Source organism: Streptosporangium nondiastaticum, from assembly GCF_003011965.1.
In the GTDB taxonomy this organism is placed as follows: domain Bacteria; phylum Actinomycetota; class Actinomycetes; order Streptomycetales; family Streptomycetaceae; genus Streptomyces; species Streptomyces nondiastaticus.
The window spans coordinates 1-20,465 of the sequence record NZ_PXWG01000073.1; the positions used below are offsets into that span (position 1 = coordinate 1).

At 71.8% G+C, this 20,465-nt stretch carries 17 protein-coding genes; 9 read left to right on the top strand and 8 right to left on the bottom strand.

Annotation, left to right across the window (positions count from 1 at the left end; genetic code table 11):
- Positions 1-278: 278 nt before the first annotated feature.
- Together fabI and fabG are read right to left on the bottom strand one after the other, a co-directional pair.
- Positions 279-1,049 (bottom strand): enoyl-ACP reductase FabI, encoded by a 771-nt coding sequence (gene fabI, locus B7P34_RS22900; RefSeq protein WP_106679333.1) that lies wholly within the window; start codon positions 1,047-1,049, stop codon positions 279-281.
- Between the two features lie 5 nt (positions 1,050-1,054).
- Positions 1,055-1,774 (bottom strand): 3-oxoacyl-[acyl-carrier-protein] reductase, encoded by a 720-nt coding sequence (gene fabG, locus B7P34_RS22905; protein WP_106679334.1) that lies wholly within the window; start codon positions 1,772-1,774, stop codon positions 1,055-1,057.
- 296 nt (positions 1,775-2,070) lie between these two features.
- On the opposite strand from fabG, the gene B7P34_RS22910 reads away from it, so the two are divergent.
- The 3 genes from B7P34_RS22910 to tyrS all read left to right on the top strand — a co-directional run bounded on the left by B7P34_RS22910 (position 2,071) and on the right by tyrS (position 6,581).
- Complete coding sequence (locus B7P34_RS22910) at positions 2,071-3,594, top strand: TldD/PmbA family protein (RefSeq protein ID WP_106679336.1); 1,524 nt, start codon at positions 2,071-2,073, stop codon at positions 3,592-3,594.
- Positions 3,595-3,676: 82 nt separating this feature from the next.
- Positions 3,677-5,068 carry a metallopeptidase TldD-related protein gene (locus tag B7P34_RS22915; RefSeq protein WP_106679338.1) on the top strand — a complete coding sequence of 464 codons (1,392 nt, stop codon included), beginning with the start codon at positions 3,677-3,679 and terminating at the stop codon, positions 5,066-5,068.
- Positions 5,069-5,168: 100 nt separating this feature from the next.
- Entirely contained in the window at positions 5,169-6,581 is a 1,413-nt protein-coding gene (tyrS, locus tag B7P34_RS22920; RefSeq protein ID WP_106679340.1) for a tyrosine--tRNA ligase, read from the top strand.
- A 228-nt stretch (positions 6,582-6,809) separates the two neighbouring features.
- On the opposite strand, the gene B7P34_RS22925 is transcribed toward tyrS, so the two are convergent.
- The gene (locus B7P34_RS22925; protein WP_106679342.1) at positions 6,810-7,100 is read right to left on the bottom strand and encodes a GlsB/YeaQ/YmgE family stress response membrane protein; all 291 of its coding nucleotides are present in this window, start codon (positions 7,098-7,100) and stop codon (positions 6,810-6,812) included.
- A 229-nt stretch (positions 7,101-7,329) separates the two neighbouring features.
- On the opposite strand from B7P34_RS22925, the gene B7P34_RS22930 reads away from it, so the two are divergent.
- Entirely contained in the window at positions 7,330-7,704 is a 375-nt protein-coding gene (locus B7P34_RS22930; protein WP_106679343.1) for a DUF3099 domain-containing protein, read from the top strand.
- Positions 7,705-7,919: 215 nt separating this feature from the next.
- Positions 7,920-8,144 (top strand): hypothetical protein, encoded by a 225-nt coding sequence (locus B7P34_RS22935; RefSeq protein WP_106679345.1) that lies wholly within the window; start codon positions 7,920-7,922, stop codon positions 8,142-8,144.
- A gap of 64 nt (positions 8,145-8,208) precedes the next feature.
- On the opposite strand, the gene moaA is transcribed toward B7P34_RS22935, so the two are convergent.
- The 3 genes from moaA to B7P34_RS22950 form a co-directional block, all read right to left on the bottom strand.
- Entirely contained in the window at positions 8,209-9,198 is a 990-nt protein-coding gene (gene moaA / locus B7P34_RS22940) for a GTP 3',8-cyclase MoaA (RefSeq protein WP_106679346.1), read from the bottom strand.
- Between the two features lie 239 nt (positions 9,199-9,437).
- Positions 9,438-11,084, bottom strand: a complete 1,647-nt coding sequence (locus B7P34_RS22945) for a solute symporter family protein (RefSeq protein ID WP_106679371.1) — start codon at positions 11,082-11,084, stop codon at positions 9,438-9,440.
- A 5-nt stretch (positions 11,085-11,089) separates the two neighbouring features.
- Positions 11,090-11,497: a DUF485 domain-containing protein gene (locus B7P34_RS22950; protein WP_435693979.1), complete on the bottom strand. Its 408-nt coding sequence runs from the start codon at positions 11,495-11,497 to the stop codon at positions 11,090-11,092.
- Positions 11,498-12,151: 654 nt separating this feature from the next.
- On the opposite strand from B7P34_RS22950, the gene B7P34_RS22960 reads away from it, so the two are divergent.
- On the top strand, positions 12,152-13,693 hold the full coding sequence (locus B7P34_RS22960; protein ID WP_106679348.1) for a S8 family peptidase: 1,542 nt from the start codon (positions 12,152-12,154) through the stop codon (positions 13,691-13,693).
- Here B7P34_RS22960 and B7P34_RS22965 read toward each other — a convergent pair.
- Both B7P34_RS22965 and B7P34_RS22970 read right to left on the bottom strand, forming a co-directional pair.
- Positions 13,651-14,370 (bottom strand): lysoplasmalogenase, encoded by a 720-nt coding sequence (locus tag B7P34_RS22965; protein WP_223268123.1) that lies wholly within the window; start codon positions 14,368-14,370, stop codon positions 13,651-13,653. The two genes, B7P34_RS22960 and B7P34_RS22965, sit on opposite strands and share 43 nt — an antisense overlap.
- A gap of 65 nt (positions 14,371-14,435) precedes the next feature.
- A complete protein-coding gene (locus B7P34_RS22970) occupies positions 14,436-15,332 on the bottom strand; it encodes a sterol desaturase family protein (protein ID WP_106679352.1) in 897 nt (298 codons plus the stop codon).
- A gap of 97 nt (positions 15,333-15,429) precedes the next feature.
- On the opposite strand from B7P34_RS22970, the gene B7P34_RS22975 reads away from it, so the two are divergent.
- From B7P34_RS22975 to B7P34_RS22985, 3 genes are read left to right on the top strand one after another with little or no spacing between them, the layout of a single operon-like run.
- Positions 15,430-18,555: an NACHT domain-containing protein gene (locus B7P34_RS22975; protein WP_223268124.1), complete on the top strand. Its 3,126-nt coding sequence runs from the start codon at positions 15,430-15,432 to the stop codon at positions 18,553-18,555.
- Between the two features lie 47 nt (positions 18,556-18,602).
- Entirely contained in the window at positions 18,603-19,598 is a 996-nt protein-coding gene (locus B7P34_RS22980; RefSeq protein WP_106679377.1) for a DEDDh family exonuclease, read from the top strand.
- 60 nt (positions 19,599-19,658) lie between these two features.
- The gene (locus B7P34_RS22985; RefSeq protein WP_106679354.1) at positions 19,659-20,462 is read left to right on the top strand and encodes an SURF1 family cytochrome oxidase biogenesis protein; all 804 of its coding nucleotides are present in this window, start codon (positions 19,659-19,661) and stop codon (positions 20,460-20,462) included.
- Positions 20,463-20,465: the final 3 nt, after the last annotated feature.

The following is a 20,465-nucleotide window of genomic DNA, read 5'->3' on the forward strand; positions in this document are numbered from 1 at the left end:
GGCCGCGAACAGCAGGGCCGTGGTGCGGCGGAGCGGGGACCTCATGCGCGTACCTCCTCCGCCCCTCAGTGTGCGGGGGCCGGCTCCGGCGCACGAGCCGGAAAAGCCCGGTGCCCGTTCCGGGCTAACGGAACGGGCACCGGGCGTGCGCGCGGGGGTGGGGGCGTCCATCATGGGGCGCCCCCGGGCTGGGCAATGAGCCTTCGCCGGATGTGCGGTTGTCGGCTGCGGATCGTCCGTGGCTGGTCGCGCAGTTCCCCGCGCCCCTTACAGGGCGCTTACGCGCCCATCATGTGGACGCCGCCGTCCACGTGGACGATCTCGCCCGTGGTGCGCGGGAAGAAGTCCGACAGCAGGCCGACGACGCCGCGGCCGGCCGGCTCCGGGTCGGTCAGGTCCCAGCCGATGGGGGCGCGGTGGTTCCACACGTCCGCGAGCTCCTCGAAGCCCGGGATGGACTTGGCGGCCATCGACTTGAGGGGGCCGGCGGAGACCAGGTTGCAGCGGATGCCCTTGGGGCCGAGGTCGCGGGCCAGGTAGCGGTTGGTCGACTCCAGGGCGGCCTTGGCCACGCCCATCCAGTCGTACTTCGGCCAGGCGATCTGCGCGTCGAAGGTCAGGCCGACGACCGAGGCGCCCTCGCGCATCAGCGGCAGCAGCGCCATGGTCAGCGACTTGTAGGAGTACGCCGAGACCTGGACGGCCGTGGAGACGTCCTCCCAGGTGCCCTCCAGGAAGTTGAAGGCGCCCTGCGGGCCGAAGGCGATGGAGTGCACGATGCCGTCGAGGGGCACGTCGTCGCCGAGGTGCTCGCGGACCTTGCCGGCCAGCCCGTCGAGGTGCTCCTGGTTGGTGACGTCCAGCTCGATGACCGGCGCCGGCTTGGGCAGCCGCTTGGCGATGCGCTCGACGAGCGAGAGTCGCCCGAAGCCGGTCAGGATGACCTCGGCGCCCTCGTTCTGGGCGACCTTCGCGGCCTGGAAGGCGATCGACGCCTCAGTGAGGACGCCGGTGACCAGGATGCGCTTGCCTGCGAGGATTCCACTCATGTCGTTCAGTGACCCATGCCCAATCCGCCGTCGACAGGAATGACGGCTCCAGTGATGTATGCGGCCTCGTCGGAGGCGAGGAAGCGGACCGAGGCGGCGATCTCCTCGGGCTGCGCGTAGCGCGCGAGCGGAACCTGCTTGGTGATGGCCTCGCGCTGCTCGTCGGTGAGCACGCGGGTCATGTCGGTGTCGACGAAGCCGGGGGCGACGACGTTACAGGTGATGCTGCGGGAGCCCAGCTCACGCGCGATCGAGCGGGCGAAGCCGACCAGGCCGGCCTTGGAGGCGGCGTAGTTGGCCTGGCCCGCGGCGCCGAGCAGGCCCACCACGGAGGAGATCAGCACGATGCGGCCCTTGCGGGCGCGCAGCATGCCCTTCGAAGCCCGCTTGACGACCCGGAAGGTGCCGGTGAGGTTGGTGTCCAGGACGGAGGTGAAGTCCTCCTCCGACATCCGCAGCAGCAGCTGGTCACGGGTGACGCCGGCGTTGGCCACCAGCACCTCGACCGCGCCCTGCTTCTCCTCGATCTCCTTGTAGGCCTGCTCGACCTGCTCGGAGTCGGTGATGTCGCACTTGACGGGGAGGCATCCCAGGTCCAGGAGGGCGGCCGGCGGCTCACCCGAGCGGTAGGTGAAGGCGACCTTGTCGCCCGCCTCCGCGAAGGCGCGGGCGATGGCGAGGCCGATGCCCCGGTTTCCTCCGGTGACCAGAACCGAGCGGCTCAAAGGACCACCCTTCCTTCACGTGTAGCTGCCATTGGCTGCCATTGGTCGTCTGTACCGTACGAAAACTATCGGGCCACGGCGCACGGCGCGCAGCCCGCCCCTAACAGGAGCGCATGGCGGACCCTGTGGGGTCCCTACAGAAAACGGGGCCGCGCCGAGCGGCGCGGCCCGTGCGCGACGCTTCCCGGAGCGCTTTCCAGCCCGCCCCTGAACTGCGCAAAAGGGCGCCCTCGGGCACGGTGCGGCGTGATTCACTGCGTCTTCGGGAGACATCGCACGCCTAGGGGAGGCCATCCGTGCCACATGAAATCGACGAGTCGTTCCTCGCGCTGCCGCTGCGGCAACTCGCCGACGCGGCCCTCGCGCGCGCCCGCGCCCTGGGGGCCGACCACGCGGACTTCCGCCTGGAGCGGGTGCGCAGCGCGTCCTGGCGGCTGCGGGACGCCCGGCCGGCGGGCACCTCGGACACCACCGACCTGGGGTACGCGGTGCGGGTGGTGCACGGCGGGAGCTGGGGCTTCGCGGCGGGCGTCGAGCTGACGATGGACGCGGCGGCGCGGGTGGCCGGGCAGGCCGTCGCGATGGCGAGGCTGTCGGCGAAGGTGATCGCGGCGGCGGGCTCGGACGAGCGGGTGGAGCTGGCGGCGGAGCCGGTGCACGCCGAGCGGACGTGGGTGTCGTCCTACGAGGTCAACCCCTTCGACGTGCCGGACGCGGAGAAGGGCGCGCTGCTCGCGGACTGGAGCTCGCGGCTGCTGGCGGCGGAGGGGGTGGCGCACGCCGACGCCTCCCTGCTGACCGTCCAGGAGAACAAGTTCTACGCCGACTCGGCGGGCACGACCACCACCCAGCAGCGGGTGCGGCTGCACCCGCAGCTGACGGCGGTCGCGGTCGACCCGGCCACCGGCGGCTTCGACGCGATGCGCACCCTCGCGCCCCCGGCCGGCCGCGGCTGGGAGTACGTGACGGGCACCGGCTGGGACTGGGACGCCGAGCTGGCGGAGATCCCGGAGCTGCTCGCCGAGAAGATGCGCGCGCCGAGCGTCGAGGCCGGCTCGTACGACCTGGTGGTCGATCCCTCCAACCTGTGGCTGACCATCCACGAGTCGGTCGGCCACGCCACCGAGCTGGACCGCGCCCTGGGCTACGAGGCGGCGTACGCGGGCACGTCCTTCGCGACCTTCGACCAGCTGGGCAAGCTGAAGTACGGCTCGGAGCTCATGAACGTGACGGGCGACCGGACCGCGGAGCACGGCCTGGCGACCATCGGCTACGACGACGAGGGCGTCGAGGCCCAGTCCTGGGACCTCGTCAAGGACGGCGTCCTGGTGGGCTACCAGCTGGACCGGCGCATCGCGAAGCTCACCGGTTTCGACCGGTCCAACGGCTGCGCCTTCGCCGACTCCCCCTCCCACGTCCCGGTCCAGCGCATGGCCAACGTCTCGCTGCAGCCGGCGGCGAACGGCCCCTCGACGGAGGAGCTGATCTCCGGCGTGGAGCGCGGCATCTACGTGGTCGGCGACCGCTCGTGGTCGATCGACATGCAGCGGTACAACTTCCAGTTCACACAGCAGCGGGCGTACGCGATCCGGAACGGGCGGCTGGCGGGGCAGTTGCGCGACGTGGCGTACCAGGCCACGACCACCGACTTCTGGGGTTCGATGACGGCCGTCGGCGGGCCGCAGACGTACGTCCTGGGCGGGGCGTTCAACTGCGGCAAGGCGCAGCCGGGTCAGGTCGCGGCCGTCTCCCACGGCTGCCCCACGGCGCTCTTCGAGGGCGTCAACATCCTTAACACCACTGAGGAGGCGGGTCAGTGAGCGGTCGCCACGCAACCGGCCGGGGGGCCGGGGGGCGTCTCCCGGGAAAGCACAGCCTGAACACCACTGAGGAGGCCGGACAGTGAGCCGTCGTAACCAGCCGCACGAGATCGTCGAGCGCGCTCTGGAGCTGTCCCGCGCCGACGGCTGCATGGTGATCGCCAGCGAGCAGTCCACGGCCAATCTCCGCTGGGCGCGCAACGCCCTGACGACCAATGGCGTCACCCGCGGCCGTACGGTCACGGTGATCGCCACCGTCGACGGCGCCGAGGGCACCGCCTCGGGTGTCGTGTCGCGCTCGGCGGTGACGGCCGGGGAGCTGGAACCGCTGGTGCGGGCCGCCGAGGCCGCCGCGCGGGAGGCCGGCCCGGCCGAGGACGCCCAGCCGCTGGTGACGGGCGTGCCGCACTCCCCCGACTTCACGGCCGCGCCCGCCGAGACCTCCTCCTCCGTCTTCGACGTGTTCGCGCCCGCGCTCGGCGAGTCCTTCGCCGGGGCGCGTGCCGCGGGCCGCGAGCTGTACGGCTTCGCGCGCCACGAGGTGTCGTCGCACTACTTGGGCACGTCCGCCGGACTGCGGCTGCGCCACGACCAGCCGACCGGCACGCTGGAGCTCAACGCCAAGTCGCCGGACGGCGTGCGCTCGGCGTGGGCGGGCCGGTCCACGCGGGACTTCACCGACGTCGACCCGCAGGCGCTGGACTCCGAGCTGGCGCGGCGTCTCGCGTGGGCCGAGCGGAAGATCGAGTTGCCGGCCGGGCGGTACGAGACGCTGCTGCCGCCGACGGCCGTGGCGGACCTGCTCGTCTACCAGCTGTGGTCGGCCGCGGCGCGGGACGCCGCCGAGGGCCGGACGGTCTTCTCGAAGACCGGCGGCGGCACCCGCGTCGGGGAGAAGCTGTCCCCGCTGCCGCTGACGCTGCGCAGCGATCCGCGGGCGGCGGGCCTGGAGTGCGCGCCGTTCGTGCTCACGGCCTCCTCGGGGGACGACGCGTCGGTCTTCGACAACGGCCTGCCGCTGGGCCCGGTGGACTGGATCCGCGACGGCGTGCTGGAGCACCTGGTCACCACGCGGCACACGGCCGGGCTCACGGACCTGCCGGTCACCCCGGGCGTGGACAACCTGATCCTGGACGCGGGCGGCACGCGCTCGATGGAAGAGATGGTCGCGGCCACCGAGCGCGGTCTGCTGCTGACGTCGCTGTGGTACATCCGCGAGGTCGACCCGGCGTCGCTGCTGCTGACGGGGCTGACCCGGGACGGCGTCTATCTCGTGGAGAACGGCGAGGTCGTCGGCGAGGTCAACAACTTCCGCTTCAACGAGTCCCCGGTGTCGCTGCTGTCGCGCGTCACCGAGGCGGGCCGCACCGAGCCGACGCTGCCGCGCGAGTGGGGCGACTACTTCACCCGGGCGGCGGCGCCCGCCTTGCGCGTGCCGGACTTCAACATGAGTTCGGTCAGCCGGGGCGTGTGACGGCGGGGGTGTGACCGCGGGGGGTCTGACCGCGGGGGCGCGGTGCCGGTCCGAATAGACTGGTCCGCGTCCACCCGTCTCCGTTCTCCCCAGGAATGTCATGACACGCCTCGGCGAATCCGTCGCCCGCGCCGGCGAGCTCCTCGCGCAGGACCTCTCCTCCGACCAGACCGTCCAGCGACTGCTGCAGGAGACGGGCTCGCGGCGCTATCTCGATCTGACGGATCTGTCGGCGAGGGAGCAGGCCGAGCTGATCGCCGCCCGCACCGTCGAGGTGCTGCCGGGCGTCGACAAGCTGGCCGAGCGTATCGAGAAGCGGCGCGCGGAGGGCAAGGGCCTGAAGCTCAAGCTGGGCATCGACCCGACGGCGGCCGACGTCCACCTGGGCCACGCCGTGCCGGTGATCATTCTCAGCCGCTTCCAGCGCATGGGCCACGACGTCACCCTCCTCATCGGTGACTTCACGGCCAAGATCGGCGACCCGACGGGCCGCACGGCCGAGCGCCCGCCGCTGACCGACGAGGACATCGCGAAGAACCTCGCGGGCTACCGCGAGCAGGTGCGCCCGTTCTTCGACTTCGAGAAGGTCAGTTTCCGGCAGAACAGCGAGTGGCTGGCCCCGTACACCTTCCCGGAGCTGCTCGGGCTGCTGTCGCAGGTGCCGGTCTCGCAGCTGCTGCAGCGCGAGGACTTCCGCAGCCGCCTGGCGGCGGGCTCGGGCCTGACGATGTCGGAGCTGCTGTACCCGATCGCCCAGGGCCTGGACTCGGTCGCGCTCGACTGCGACGTGGAGCTCGGCGGCGCCGACCAGCTGCTGAACCTGCAGATGGGCCGCAAGCTCATGGAGCTGAAGGGTCAGACGCCGCAGCTCGTCGTCACCATGCCGCTGATCGAGGGCACGGACGGCACGGGCGCGAAGATGTCCAAGTCCAAGGGCAACTACGTGGGCCTGACCGCGCCCGCCGACGACGTCTTCGGCAAGATCATGTCGGTGCCGGACCGGCTGATGGAGCCGTACCTGAAGGCGTGGACCGAGTGGACGGACGAGGAGATCGCCCTCGCGCTGTCCCGGGTCGAGGAGCGCTCGCTGCACCCGATGGACCTCAAGAAGATCCTCGCGGGTGAGGTCGTGGCGGCGCTGTACGGGATCGAGGCGGCGATGGCGGCCCGGGCCGGGTTCGTCGCGCAGTTCTCCAAGAAGAGCTTCTCCGACGTGGAGACGCCCGTGGTGGAGCTGGCCGAGCACGGCGACTCGCCGGCGACGGCGGTGCTCAGCCAGGTCCTGGGCTTCCAGCCGTCCGCTTCGGCGGCCCGCCGGGTCGCCAAGCAGAACGGTCTGCGGCTCGTGGTCGAGACGGACGGCGGCCAGGAGGCCGTCGTGCTGGCCGAGGCCGACGCGATCCGCCCGCTGGGCGAGGTCGTGACGGAGACGGTCTCCAAGGTCGCCGGCGCCGGAGCGGGAGCCGGGAAGGTCTACCTCAAGGCCGGCCGGAAGATCGCCGAGCTGCGGTAGGGGATCCACGGTCCACTGCACTCCGGTCCGGGGCGGTCCGCGCGCGAGAAGCGTGCGGGCCGCCCCGGCGCCGTTACGGGCGTGGTTCCCCGGGCGTCATTACGGGCGTGGTTCCCCGGGCGCCATTACGGGCGTGGTTCCCCGGGCGCCATTACGGCGCGCGGTCCCCCGGGCGTCGTCACGGCGCGTGGTCCCTCCGGCGTCGTCGCGGCCCGTGGCCCCCGCCCGTCACGCCGCGTGTCTGCCGCCGCTCTTGTTTCCGCCGCGGACCGCGACCCACAGCCGGTCGCCGATGCCGACGACGAGAACGGCGCCGGCCAGCTGCAGCAGGTGCCTGCCCCAGTCGATGCCCTTGGTCTCGTTGATGCCGAGCCCCGTGGCCGCCCAGTTGCCGAGCAGGCTGCCGATCATGCCCAGGATGATCGTCAGCCAGAGGGGGACCTGCTGTTTGCCCGGCAGGATGGCCTTGGCGATCAGGCCCAGGACAAGTCCGACGATGATGGCCCACAACCAGCTCATGTCGCCTCCTCAGCGGCGCGATGTGCCGTGCCCCGCCATTCTGGGGCCGTCGTCCGTACGGCGCACGCCGGAGCGGTCCGTCCGCCGCCATAGGGGCATGCCCTACGCAGCCGCAGGTGGGAACGGGGACGCGGGGGGACCCGCCCTCGTACCCGGCGGCCACGCGGCGTAACGTGGAGGGTGTCCCGGCGAGGGCGCGCGGGCGCGGCGGATCAGGTGGTGGAACGTGATGCGGAAGCAGGGCGGGGCGGCGGTCTTCAGGATCACCGGTGCCCGTCAGGGCCTGGCCGAGGACGTGCGCGGCCGCCAGCGCCGCTACGTCATCTCGATGGCGATCCGCACCCTGTCGGTGGTGCTCACCGTGGTGCTGTGGAACGTCGAGCGCTTTGTGGCGATCGGCACGCTGATCCTGGGTGCCGCGCTGCCGTACGTGGCGGTCGTGATCGCCAATGCGGGGCGGGAGAACGCCCCTTCGCTGCCCGGCACGTTCGTCCCGGCGCCGACACGGCCGGTGCTGATGCCGGGTCCCGGTGAGGAGATGGCGGAATCCGTCCCGGAAGCCGGCCGCGGCTCCGAGGGCGATCAAGGGCGTGACCACGGCTGATACGCCGTGGGGGCGCGGCGGGCGAGGGCGCGCGCCGCAAAGCTCAAGAAAACCTCAGATCAATCATGTGGTTTCAGTGCCGCACGCCGGGCACCCCGTGACGTACTTCCTAAGCGCTCCGCATCCCCCGTCGGAGCGACAGACCGACGCCGGGCGGCTCCCCCCGTGGCTGCCCGGCGTCGCCGTGTCTGCACGCGGTTCGTAGAGTCTGGGGTGTGACTTCCCCCGATGACGCCGTGATCTGTTCCGCCAAGGGCTGCCGTGCCCCCGCCGTCTGGGTGCTGGCGTGGAACAACCCCAAGCTGCACACGCCGGACCGCCGCAAGACGTGGCTCGCGTGCGACGAGCACCGCGAGCACCTGTCCAACTTCCTCGGGCTGCGGGGCTTCCTGAAGGACGTGGTGACGCTGCAGGAGTGGGAGGCCTCACCGCGCCCGTAGAGCGAAGCGGCCCCGTAGGGCGAAACGGCCCTGTAGGGCAAAGCGGCCCCGCGGGTGTCCGGGCTCAGCCGCCGATCGCCGACATCGGCCGCTGCGGCTGCAGGAAGGCCGGGTCGTCCAGGCCCGAGCCCGCCTTCTTGCCGTGCATCGCCCGCTTCCAGCGCTCGGCGAGCTCCTCGTCCGTGGCGCCGGAGCGCAGCGCGGCCCGCAGGTCGGACTCCTCACGGGCGAAGAGGCAGTTGCGTATCTGCCCGTCGGCGGTGAGCCGGGTGCGGTCGCAGGCGCCGCAGAAGGGGCGGGTGACGGAGGCGATGACGCCGACCCGGCCGGGCCCGCCGTCGACGAGCCAGCGTTCGGCGGGGGCGGCGCCGCGTTCGCCGGCGTCCTCGGGGGTGAGGGTGAAGCGGGTGCGCAGGCTCGCGAGGATGTCCGCCGCGGTGATCATGCCGTCGCGGCGCCACCCGTGCTGGGCGTCGAGGGGCATCTGCTCGATGAAGCGCAGTTCGTAGCCGTGGTCGAGGGCCCAGGCCAGCAGGCCGGGGGCCTCGTCGTCGTTGATGCCGGACATCAGGACGGCGTTGATCTTGACGGGTGTGAGGCCGGCGGTACGGGCCGCGGCGAGGCCGTCGAGGACGTCCTGGTGGCGCTTGCGGCGGGTCAGCCGCTGGAAGACGTCGGGCCGCAGCGTGTCGAGGGAGACGTTGACGCGGTCGAGACCGGCGGCCGCGAGGGCCGGGGCGGTGCGCGCGAGGCCGATGCCGTTGGTGGTGAGGGATATCCGGGGACGCGGCCGGAGGGCGGCGCAGCGCTCGACGAGGGAGACGAGGCCGGGGCGCAGCAGGGGCTCGCCGCCGGTGAAGCGGACCTCGGTGATGCCGAGCCGGGTGACGGCGATGCCGACGAGGCGGACGATCTCGTCGTCGGTGAGCAGGTCGGGCTTGGCGAGCCACTGGAGGCCCTCTTCGGGCATGCAGTAGGTGCAGCGGAGGTTGCAGCGGTCGGTCAGGGAGACGCGCAGGTCGGTGGCGACGCGACCGTAGGTGTCGATGAGCACGCTGCGGCCCCTCCCGGCGGACGTGAACGTTCATTCGCTGTGCGCAGCGTACGCGATGGCCCGGGGCGCGGGGGGTTTCGGGGCTCCGCCCCGGGCCCGGGTACGCGAACGCCGGACGGGCTGGTCTCAGCCCGTCCGGCGTTCGCTGCGGGAACTCCTGGGTTCCTGCGGGACCTCCTGGGTTCGCTACGGGGCCTCTGTTCGCTACGAGACCTCCTGGCGAGGTCCGGGGGAGAGCCTCAGTGCGCGCCGTGTCCCGTGAGGGAGCGGACTTCGAGCTCGGCGTACTTGGCGTCCGCGTCCGGCTCCGGCTCGGACAGCAGCGAGCCGATCCAGCCCAGCAGGAAGCCGAGCGGGATGGAGACCAGGCCGGGGTTGCCGAGCGGGAAGTAGTCGAAGCTCATGCCGGGGAACAGGGCCTTCTCGCTGCCGGAGACCACCGGGGAGAAGATCACCAGGCCGACGGACGAGATCAGCCCGCCGTAGATCGACCACAGGGCGCCCCGGGTGGTGAAGCGCTTCCAGAAGAGGCTGTAGAGGATGGTCGGGAGGTTGGCGGAGGCCGCGACGGCGAAGGCGAGGGCCACGACGGCGGCGGCGTTGAGCCGGTGGGCGAAGATGCTCAGGGCGATGGCGACGGCGCCGATGACGACGGCGGCGCACTTCGCGGTGAGCACCTCTTCCTTCTCGCTGGTCTTCCCCTTGCGGATGACGTTGGCCCACAGGTCGTGGGCGAACGAGGCCGAGGAGGCGAGGGTGAGGCCGGCGACGACGGCGAGGATCGTGGCGAAGGCGACCGCGGAGATCACGGCGAGGAGGACGGCGCCGCCGGTGGAGCCGGCGCCGCCGCCGACCTCCTGGGCGAGCAGCGGAGCGGCGGTGTTGCCGGAGGGGTCGGAGGCGGTGATCGACTTGGAGCCGACGAGGGCGGCGGCGCCGAAGCCCAGCGCGATGGTCATCAGGTAGAAGGCGCCGATGATGCCGATGGCCCAGTTCACGGACTTGCGGGCGGCCTTGGCGGTGGGCACGGTGTAGAAGCGGATGAGGATGTGCGGCAGGCCGGCCGTGCCCAGGACGAGGGCGAGGCCGAGCGAGATGAAGTTGAGCTTGGTGGTGCCGTCCTTGCCGTACTGCAGGCCCGGTTCGAGGAAGGCCTTGCCCTTGCCGCTCTCCTCGGCGGCGCGCCCGAGCAGGGTGGAGACGTTCCAGCCCACCTTGTTGAGCACGAGGACGGTGATCAGCAGGGTGCCGAGGATGAGCAGGACCGCCTTGACGATCTGCACCCACGTGGTGCCCTTCATGCCGCCGATGGTCACGTAGAGGACCATCACCAGGCCGACGAGTCCGATGATCCACCGCCGCGAGCCCTCGCCCGAGGCGCCGAGCAGCAGGGCCACGAGGGCGCCCGCGCCGATCATCTGCGCGAGCAGGTAGAAGATCGAGACGACGATCGTCGAGGTGCCGGCGGCGGTCCGGACGGGCCGCTGCTTGAGCCGGTACGCGAGGGCGTCGGCCATGGTGAAGCGGCCGGAGTTGCGCAGCGGCTCGGCGACGAGCAGCAGGGCCACCAGCCAGGCGACGAGGAAGCCGATGGAGTAGAGGAAGCCGTCGTATCCGTAGAGGGCGATGGCGCCCGCGATGCCCAGGAAGGACGCGGCGGACATGTAGTCGCCGGAGATGGCGAGGCCGTTCTGGAAGCCGGTGAAGGAGCGGCCGCCGGCGTAGAAGTCGGTGGCGTCCTTGGTCTGCCGGCCGGCCCAGACGGTGATGGCGAGGGTGGCGGCGACGAAGACGGAGAAGAGCGTGATGATCAGGGTGCGGTGCTCGCTCGCGGCGCCGGCCGCGAGCGGGATCCCGGTGTGCAGGGCGCTGGGGACGCTGGTCATGGCGGTCACTCCCCCGCTTCCAGGCGGGCCCGGAGGGCCTCGGCCTTCGGGTCGAGCTTCGCCGCCGCGTGCCGCGAGTACCACCAGGCGATCAGGAAGGTGGTGAGGAACTGGGCGAGACCGAGGACGAAGGCGACGTTGATGTTGCCCAGGACGGTGCTGCCCATGAAGTCGCCCGCGTAGTTGGAGAGCAGGACGTACAGCAGGTACCAGGAGACGAAGGCAAGGGTGAGCGGGAAGGCGAACGAGCGCTGCGTGCGGCGGAGTTCGCCGAACTCGGCGCTCGACTGCACCTCGCGGAAACGATCGGCCGCGCCGGTGGGCGCGGTGGTTGCGGCGGTTGCGGCGGTTGCGGTGACGTCCGGGCCGTCGGGCTCGTCCGGCCCCTCAGTGGTGATTGGTGCGGTGTCCACGGTCTCTCCTGACAAGGGGGGTGTGAGGCGCGAGCCGATGGCTTGTGATCCGGATCACGCATCGTAGAGGCAGGTCGCAGTATGCGACAGGGGGGAGACCCGGAATTCGGCAGCGGCCGGGGGCCGGGGCGACACCGCCCGCCCGCGGCCTCGTTGACCCTGGTGTGAGCGATGCGCCTCCTCCTCCCCCGCCGTCCCCCGGTCGGCGACCGTTCGGGATCGTCAGGTTGACGGCGCCCATAGCGGCGGTGCCGACCGGCAGGTCCGTGCCCCTCCCGAGGGCGGGCCGCTGGTACGGGCCCCGGGTGCCGCTGCCGCCGCTGAGCATCGACGCGCTGCGGGACAGCGACCTCGCTCCCTGACTCCGCGCTCCGGCCGAGGGCCCCGCTCCGGCCGAGGACCGGCCGAGGACCCCGTTCCGGCCGAAGACCGGCCGAGGCCCCGCTACGAGCCTTCCGATCCCTCCCCTCGGAGTCGGACGCTCCCCTTCCGAATTACCGCTGCCGCAGGGACATTTGGTGCCCGACGATGACTGTCAGGGCGTTTGTTCCGGAATGCATTGCCCGGTGCCATGATCGGCGCTAGCTTCACTCGTCATGTACCCGCCCGCGCGCGGCCCGCGCTCCGGCGGTTTTCGGATGATGTGGAGAACCCATGGCTCCTCTGCGTTCAAGACGGCACGCGCTGCTCGCCGTTCCCGTCGGCCTCGCCCTCACCGCCTCGCTCGGCCTCCTGCCGGGGGTGGCCGCCGCCGCGCCGCAGGCCGCGCCCAAGGCGAAGCAGGCCGCCACGGACGGCCCCCTGCTGTCGTACGTGGTGAACACCTCCGCCGACCGCGCCACCGTCGCCGCGGTGAAGAAGGCCGTCGCCGCCTCGGGCGGCAGCGTCGTGACCGCCTACGAGCAAATAGGCGTGATCGTCGCCCACTCCAAGAACCCGGACTTCGCCAAGAAGCTGCGCGCGGTCCCCGGCGTGCAGTCCGCGGGCGCCACCCGCACGGCGCCGATCGTCCCGGCCGCCACCACCGACGTCGGCAAGCCCGAGAAGGTGAAGCTGCCCAAGGCGAGCGCCGCGGCGGCGGCCCGGCAGTCCACCGGCGGCGCCGAGCCCCTGGAGGGCCTGCAGTGGGACCTGCCCGCCATCAAGGCGGACCAGGCCGCGAAGGTCAACCCGGGCAGCCGCAAGGTCACCGTCGGCGTCATCGACACGGGCGTGGACGACACCCACCCTGACCTCGCCCCGAACTTCTCCCGGACCCAGTCGGCGAGCTGCGTCAGCGGCAAGCCCGACACCACGCCCGGCGCCTGGCGCCCGTACAACCCGCTCAAGGACTACCACGGCACGCACGTGGCCGGGACGATAGCCGCGGCCCGCAACGGCGTCGGCATCGCGGGCGTCGCCCCGAACGTCAAGATCTCGGCGCTCAAGGTCTCCAACAAGGACAGCCTGTTCTACGCGGAGAGCGTGGTCTGCGCCTTCGTCTTCGCCGCCGAGCACGACATAGCGGTGACGAACAACAGCTACTACGTCGACCCGTGGATGTTCAACTGCGCCGACGACCCCGACCAGAAGGCGATAGGCGAGTCGGTCTCCCGCGCGGCGAAGTACGCCCAGGACAAGGGCACGGTCAACGTGGCCTCGGCCGGCAACTCCAACTTCGACCTGGCCGCCAAGGAGATCACCGACGACACCAGCCCGAACGACAAGGGCCGCCCGGCGGAGAAGCGCAAGATCGACCCGTCCGTCTGCCTCGACGTCCCGGCGCAGCTGCCCGGCGTGGTCACCGTCTCCGCGACCGGCGCGAAGGGCCAGAAGTCGTACTACTCCAACTACGGCCTGGGCCAGATCGACGTGGCGGCCCCCGGCGGCGACAAGTTCCAGGTCCCGGACCTGCCCGGGAAGGACGGCCGCATCCTCTCCACGCTGCCCGGCGGCGACTGGGGCTTCCTGCAGGGCACGTCGATGGCGGGTCCGCACGTGGCCGGCGTGGCGGCGCTGCTGAAGAGCGCGCACCCCAAGTCGTCCCCGCAGGAGATCCAGTGGCTCCTCAAGGCGCAGGCCGACAACCCCGGCTGCCCGACGGCCCCGTACGACGGTGACGGCGACGGCAAGGTGGACGCCGTCTGCACCGGCACGAAGCCCGTCAACGGCTTCTACGGCTTCGGCATCGTCGACGCCCTGGACGCGGTGCGCTGACGCTCGCGGTCACCGGATGAGGGGCCGGGCGGGAGCCCGGCCCCTTCCGCTTTCGCGCTGCGCAGGAGCCCCTCGGCGAGCAGGAGCTGCGCGCCGATGTAGGTGAGCATCACCCAGAACTGGGCGGCGGGCGCCTGGGGCCAGCCAGCGACGCCGGTGGCGATCAGGGTGTCCGACACGACGAACAGGGCCCCGCCCGCCGCGGCGAGCGGCAGCGTGCGGGTCGCGCACAGCGCCATCGTGACGAGCAGCAGGCTGTAGAGCGCGACGGGCACCCGCAGCCCGGCCTCCAGGCCGGGCCACAGCAGCGCGACGGTGACGAGCCAGGCCGCCCCGTAGCCGGCGGCCAGCCGGCGGGTGCGGGCGCCGCCGGGGCTGCCGTGCCGCGAGCACAGCACGAGGTAGCAGCCGTGCCCGGCGGCGAACGACGCCATGCCGAGCAGGAACGGCAGGTCCCCGCCGAGCTGCAGGAGCGTGTCGCCACCGCATCCGAACAGCAGCGCCGCGGCGAGCAGCCGGGGCCCGCCGCGCGTGAGGACGTACGCCGCGAGCAGGGGCATCAGGGCGGGCTTGGTGACGAGCGCGACGGAGGACCCCGCCAGCAGGGCGCCGAGGTGAGCGAGGGCGACGGCGCCGAAGAGGACGGGGAGGAGGGGGAGGCCGCGGGGGGACCTCACGCGGCGTGCTCGCGCGGGGAAGGGGTCCACATGGCGTGCTCGGCGTGCTCGCGCGGGGAAAGGGCTCACGCGGCGTGCTCGCGCGCGGGAACGGCCTCGGTGGTCGTGGCGGGCGCGTCCTGCCGGGGCGCCGGCTGCCAGCCCGGCCCGCGGAACACCCTCCCCAGCCGCTCCCGCCAGTCACGCGCGGCACGCAGGTCGCGGGCGATCGCGGCGTACTCGTGGGTGGCGACGCGCAGCGGGTTGTACGTGTCGATGTTCTTGGTCAGCCCGTACACCGGCTTCTCGCCCTCGGCCACGAAGGAGCCGAACATCCGGTCCCAGACGATGAGGATCCCGCCGTAGTTGCGGTCCAGGTAGCCGCCCTGGGAGGCGTGGTGGACGCGGTGGTGGGAGGCCGTGTTCAGGACGTACTCGAACGGCCGGGGCAGCTTCCCGACCCGCTCGGTGTGCACCCAGAACTGGTAGACGAGGTTGGCCGACGAGCAGAAGGCCAGCGCGGCCGGGTGCACGCCCGCGGCGATCATCGGCAGGTAGAACGGCCACACGGTCAGCGTCGTCCACGGCTGGCGCAGAGCAGTGGTGAGGTTGAACTTCCGGCTGGAGTGGTGCACCACGTGACAGGCCCACAGGATCCTGATGACGTGGTGCCCGCGGTGCGACCAGTAGTAGAAGAAGTCCTGCACGAGCAGCATCAGCGGGAGCGTCCACCACAGCACGGGGACGCGCAGCGGCGTGAGCTCGTAGAGGGCGGTGTAGACGGCGACGATCGGAATCTTCCACAGCGCGTCGAAGACGAGGCTGCCGGCGCCCATTCCGATGCTGGTCGCCGCGTCCTTGGTCGCGTAGCCCGCGTCGCCCGTCTCCTCGGCGGGGCGCAGCCGGTAGCTCACCAACTCCAGTGCGGTGAGCAGGAGGAAGGCGGGTATGGACCACAGCACGACATCGGGAAGGTGCGGCATGGGCGCACGATAGGCGCGTCATCAGGCGTTCCGCCAGGGGTAGTTACCCTTCGGTATCGAATTGTGTTACCGAAGGTTCGGGGAGAGGGAGCACGGGGTGGTGGCAGGGGAAGCGGTCCTCGCGCGGGTGGCGGGGGCGGTGGCGGGAGCGCTCGCCAAGTCGGTGCTGGCCAGGAGCCCGGGGGCGGGGCTCGCGGCGAAGGCGGCATCACCGGTGGGGTGGGGGCGACGGCGCCACGGCGCGCTCGGGGAAGAGGAGACCTCGCGGCTGGTGCGGCGGCTGTCGGAGCTCCGGAAGGGGCCGTGGGAGCGGCTGCCGGAGAACGAGTGGCGGGCGGCGGCCGATGCGGTGTGCGAGGTGTTCGCGGCGGTGGGCGCGCTCGACCAGCGCGCGCTCTTCGCCGCCGACCTCGACCCCGGGCGATTACGTACGGAGCTGCTCGCGCGGTGCCCGGGCATCGTGGGGCGGGCGGGGCTCGGGGAGGCGGGTGAGGCGGCGTTCCAGGAGTTGCTGGGTGCCGTGTGCCTTCATGTGGTGGAGTACGCGACGTCACTGCCGACGTTCGCGGCGCGAGCGGATGTGGAGCTGGTGCGGCGGTCGGGGGAGTCGCAGCGGAGGCTGGCCGAGTTGCTCGACCGGATGGACGCAGTACCGGGCGGCGCGGAGTTCGACGAGCGGTATCGGGAGTACATCGCCGCGACGTACGGGCGCGTGGAGCTCTTCGGGCTGACCCTGGGGTGCGCGGAGCGGGAGTGGGCGCTGAGCACGGCATACATCTCCCTCAAGGTGACGGGCGGGGAAGAGGCCCGCCGGGCCGCCGACGCCTCGCCGCACCACGCGCAGGCGTCGGTCTCCACGGTCTCCACCGAGCAGGCGCTGGCGAGCTGTGAGCGGATGCTGCTGCGGGGGCCCGCGGGGTCGGGAAAGAGCACGCTCGTGCAGTGGCTGGCCACGAATGCGGCGCGGCGGACGTTCGACCCGGATCACTTCGAGTGGAACTGCTGCGTGCCGTTCGTGCTGCGGCTGCGGACGCTCACGCAGCGGGGCGCGCTGCCGATGCCGGGGGAGTTCCTGAGCGCGACGGGAAACCCCCTGGCCGGTCTGGCGCCGGCGGGCTGGGTGGAAGGGCTTCTCACCAGCGGCTGGGCACTGGTGCTGATCGACGGCGTGGACGAAGTCCCGGCCGACCGGCGGCGGCGCACGCGGGAATGGCTCCAGTCGCTGCTGACAGCCTTCCCGAAGGCGCGTTACGTCGTGACGACGCGGCCGTCGGCGGTCCCGGAGGACTGGCTGGACGGCCAGGGCTTCACCTCGTACGCGCTCCAGCCGATGGACCGCGAGGACATCCGCCGGTTCATCACCCACTGGCACCGGGCGGCGGGCGCGGAGGGGGCCTTCGAGGAGTCCCTGCAACAGGCGGTGGCCACGCGGCGGGAGCTCGGGCGGCTGGCCACGAATCCTTTGATGTGCGCGCTGCTGTGCGCGCTGAACCGTGACCGGCGGATGCACCTGCCGCGGGCGCGGAAGGAGTTGTACGACGCGGCGCTCGACATGCTGCTCGTCCGGCGGGACAACGAGCGCGACATCACGGCCGTGGAAGGCGTCGACCTCACGCGCGACGAGCAGACGCTGCTGCTGCAACGGCTCGCGTACTGGCTGATCCGAAACGGGCAGACGGTCACGGCGTGCGCGGACGCCACGGAGATGATCGAGGAGTGGCTGGCCGCGATGCCGCAGGTGCGGGCGCAGGGGGACGCCCGGCAGGTCTTCACCCACCTGCTGATCCGCAGCGGGCTGCTGCGTGAACCGGTGCCGGGGTCGATGGACTTCGTCCACCGGACCTTCCAGGACTACCTGGGGGCCAGGGCGGCCGTCGAAGCGCGGGACTTCGGCCTGCTGGTGAGCAAGGCGCACGACGACCAGTGGGAGGACGTCGTCCGGATGGCGGTCGGGCACGCCCGGCCGGAGGAGCGGGCGCGGCTGCTGCGGCAGCTCATGCGGCGCGCGGACCGGGTGAAGAGTCACCGGCACAGGCTGACGCTGCTGATGGCCGCGTGCCTGGAACACGCGCCTGAGCTGGATCCCGAGGTCCGGGCCGGCATCGAGGCACGGACGAAGGCGCTGCTGCCGCCGCGCGACGCCGAGGACGCCGAGGCACTGGCCAAGGCCGGCGAGCTGGTGATCGAGTTGCTCCAGGGGCCGGAGGAGCTGGACGTGGAGAGCGCGCGGGCGACGGTGCGGACGGCCAGGCTGATCGGCGGGGACGGGGCACTGGCGGTGCTTTCGCGCTTCCGCAAGGACGACCGTTCACCGGTTCAGATGGAGCTCTCACGGTGTTGGAGTGCGTTCGGCACGCAGGAATTCGTCGATGCCGTACTCGCCGAGGCCCCTGTGGAGCGCCTCTATGTATGGCTGGAGTCGGCGGAGCAGATCCGGGCCCTCCCCCGGCTTCCCCGGGTCCGGCACGTGACCGCCAAGGGAAATCACCGGCTCACCGGGGAGATCACCCGGCACGAGCATCTGGAGTCACTGGAACTCATCGGCAACCACGAGCTGACCGACCTCACTCCGCTCATCCACTGCAGGCAGCTGAAGCACCTCGGCCTCGTCGAGTGCCCGACGGTCAAGAGCCTGTCTCCGCTCACCACGACCGAGGTGGAGTCACTCAGTCTGGGCGGCCTGATGGACGGCCTGTCCCTCGGACCGCTCGCCGGGCACACTGCACTGCGTCGCCTCTACCTCGGCTGCCGCCCCGTCCGAAGGACAGCGGAGATTCCTGTCGGCCCGCAGCTCACCGGCCTCACTCTCTTCAGTGATGCTCGCTCGATCACCCTTGACGACCTCGGCCAGTGGCCCGGGCTCTCCCGGCTGGGGATCACGGGTGGTGCACAGGCCGCCGCACTCGCCCAGCAGAAGACGCCCCCATCCCTGACGGACTTGCATCTGCATCTGCACCCCGCGCTCGACCTGCAAACCCTCGTCCACCACCAAGGGGTGCGGGAGCTGACGCTGCTGGGCTGCACCCTGAGCGAAAGCCTCGCTCCTCTGGCCGAGATGCGGGCCCTCACCGCGCTCACCCTGAGCGCCTGCCACGCGGCAGAAACAGAGCCCGTCGACCTGACCCCGCTGGCCCCTCTCGAACGCCTCACCATCACGGTCCGGAACGGCACCCCCGTCCGCGGCGCGGACCTCTTCCCACCCGAGCGCCTCGTCATCGAGTGACCGCCCGGCCCCGTCACTGTCAGTCCGCCCCCGTATTCTCTGTGACCATGCTCGAAGACCAGACCGCAGCCGCTGCTCCGACTCCGTGGCCGGCCGCGTACCCCGAGGGGTACGCGGTCGTCGACGTGGAGACCACCGGGCTCGCCCGGGACGACCGGATAGTGTCCGCGGCGGTCTACCAGCTGGACGCCCGCGGCGAGGTCGAAGACCACTGGTACACGCTCGTCAACCCCGAGCGCGACCCCGGCCCCGTGTGGATCCACGGGCTGACGACCTCCGTGCTCTCCTCCGCCCCGCTCTTCCCCGAGATCGCGGACGAGTTCGCGAAGCGTCTCGAAGGCCGCGTCCTCGTCGCGCACAACGCCGCCTTCGACTGGTCGATGATCGCCCGCGAGTACGCCCGCGCCCGGGTGACCGCTCCCGTCCGGCAGCGGCTGTGCACGATCGCGCTCTCCAAGGAGCTGCGGCTTCCGCTGCCCAATCACAAGCTGGAGTCGCTCGCCGCCCACTACGGCGTCGTGCAGGAGCGCGCCCACCACGCGCTCGACGACGCCCGCGTGCTCGCCGAGGCCTTCCGGCCGAGCCTGCGCCTCGCCGCCGAGGCCAACCTGCGGCTGCCGCTGCTCGCCTGCCAGCCGCTCACGGAGTGGTCCGACGGGCCGACAAAACCCAGCACTTCCTCGCATATCGGGCACCAGCGCTCGTACGGCGCCCCCACCTCCTGGCGGCCGAGCCGTAAGCGGCCGGCCTGCCCGTACCCCAACCCCGGGCGGTACAAAGAGGGCGAACAGCTCATTCAGGGCATGCGGGTGGCCTTCTCCGGCGACACCTCCATCGACCGCGAGCTGCTGGAGGACCGTGCGATCGAGGCGGGGCTGCACGTCGCGACGAGCATCTCCCGGCTCACCAGCGTGCTGGTCACGAACGACCCGGACTCCCCCACGACCAAGACCGCCAAGGCCCGATCCTTCGGCACCCCGGTGATCGACGAGGCCGCCTTCGTCCAGCTGCTCTCCCACGTGGTGCCCGCCTCCGCCTCCTGACGGGAGACGGGGGCCCACCCACTGCACCCGGGGCGAACCGGGCCAGGTACCGTCAAATGCGTGTACCGCTTCCTGTTGTCCCGGCAGTGGGTGATCCTCACCCTCGTGGGGCTCGTCCTCATCCCCGTGATGATCAAACTGGGCTTCTGGCAGTTCCACCGCCACGAGCACCGGGTCGCGCGCAACGACTTCGTCGCCCGCAGCCTCGCCGCCGACCCCGTGCCGGTGACCGAGCTGTCCGCGCCCGGCAAGGACGTCTCCGACGACGTCTGGCGCCGGGTCACCGCGAGCGGCACCTTCGACACCAAGGGCGAGGTCGTCGTCCGGCTGCGGACCGACGCCGACGGCAAGTCCGGCTACATGGTCCTGAGCCCCCTCGTCCTCGCCGACGGGCGGGCCGTCCTCGTCAACCGCGGCTGGATCCCCTCCACCGGCGATCTGACGAAGTTCCCCGAGGTCCCCGCACCGCCCTCCGGCAAGGTCACCGTCACCGGCCGGCTGCGCGCCGACGAGACCGACTCCAGCGGCATCAAGGACACCCGCGGCCTGCCGCCCCGTCAGGTCATGCGCATCAACAGCGAGCGTCAGGCGCAGTTCCTGCACCGCCCCGTCCTCGGCGGCTATATCGAGCTCACCGACCCGGACCCCGGCACCAAGGGCCCCGAGCCGGTGGCGGCCCCCGACCACGACAGCATCGGCCCCCACATGGCCTATGCCGTCCAGTGGTGGCTCTTCGCCGCCTTCGTGCCCGTCGGCTGGATCATCCTCGTCCGCCGCGAGCGCCGCGACCGCGCCGCCGGAACCGCCTCCCCCGCTCCCGTCGCGCAACCGGACGTAGCCCGTACAGCCGCCACCCCCGAGTAGCCT

Bases quoted from the DNA above. Each gene is read 5' to 3' on its own strand.
- fabI (WP_106679333.1), bottom strand. From the start codon at position 1,049: ATGAGTGGAATCCTCGCAGGCAAGCGCATCCTGGTCACCGGCGTCCTC.
- tyrS (WP_106679340.1), top strand. From the start codon at position 5,169: ATGACACGCCTCGGCGAATCCGTCGCCCGCGCCGGCGAGCTCCTCGCG.
- B7P34_RS22925 (WP_106679342.1), bottom strand. From the start codon at position 7,100: ATGAGCTGGTTGTGGGCCATCATCGTCGGACTTGTCCTGGGCCTGATC.
- B7P34_RS22930 (WP_106679343.1), top strand. From the start codon at position 7,330: ATGCGGAAGCAGGGCGGGGCGGCGGTCTTCAGGATCACCGGTGCCCGT.
- B7P34_RS22945 (WP_106679371.1), bottom strand. From the start codon at position 11,084: ATGACCAGCGTCCCCAGCGCCCTGCACACCGGGATCCCGCTCGCGGCC.
- B7P34_RS22960 (WP_106679348.1), top strand. From the start codon at position 12,152: ATGGCTCCTCTGCGTTCAAGACGGCACGCGCTGCTCGCCGTTCCCGTC.
- B7P34_RS22970 (WP_106679352.1), bottom strand. From the start codon at position 15,332: ATGCCGCACCTTCCCGATGTCGTGCTGTGGTCCATACCCGCCTTCCTC.
- B7P34_RS22980 (WP_106679377.1), top strand. From the start codon at position 18,603: ATGCTCGAAGACCAGACCGCAGCCGCTGCTCCGACTCCGTGGCCGGCC.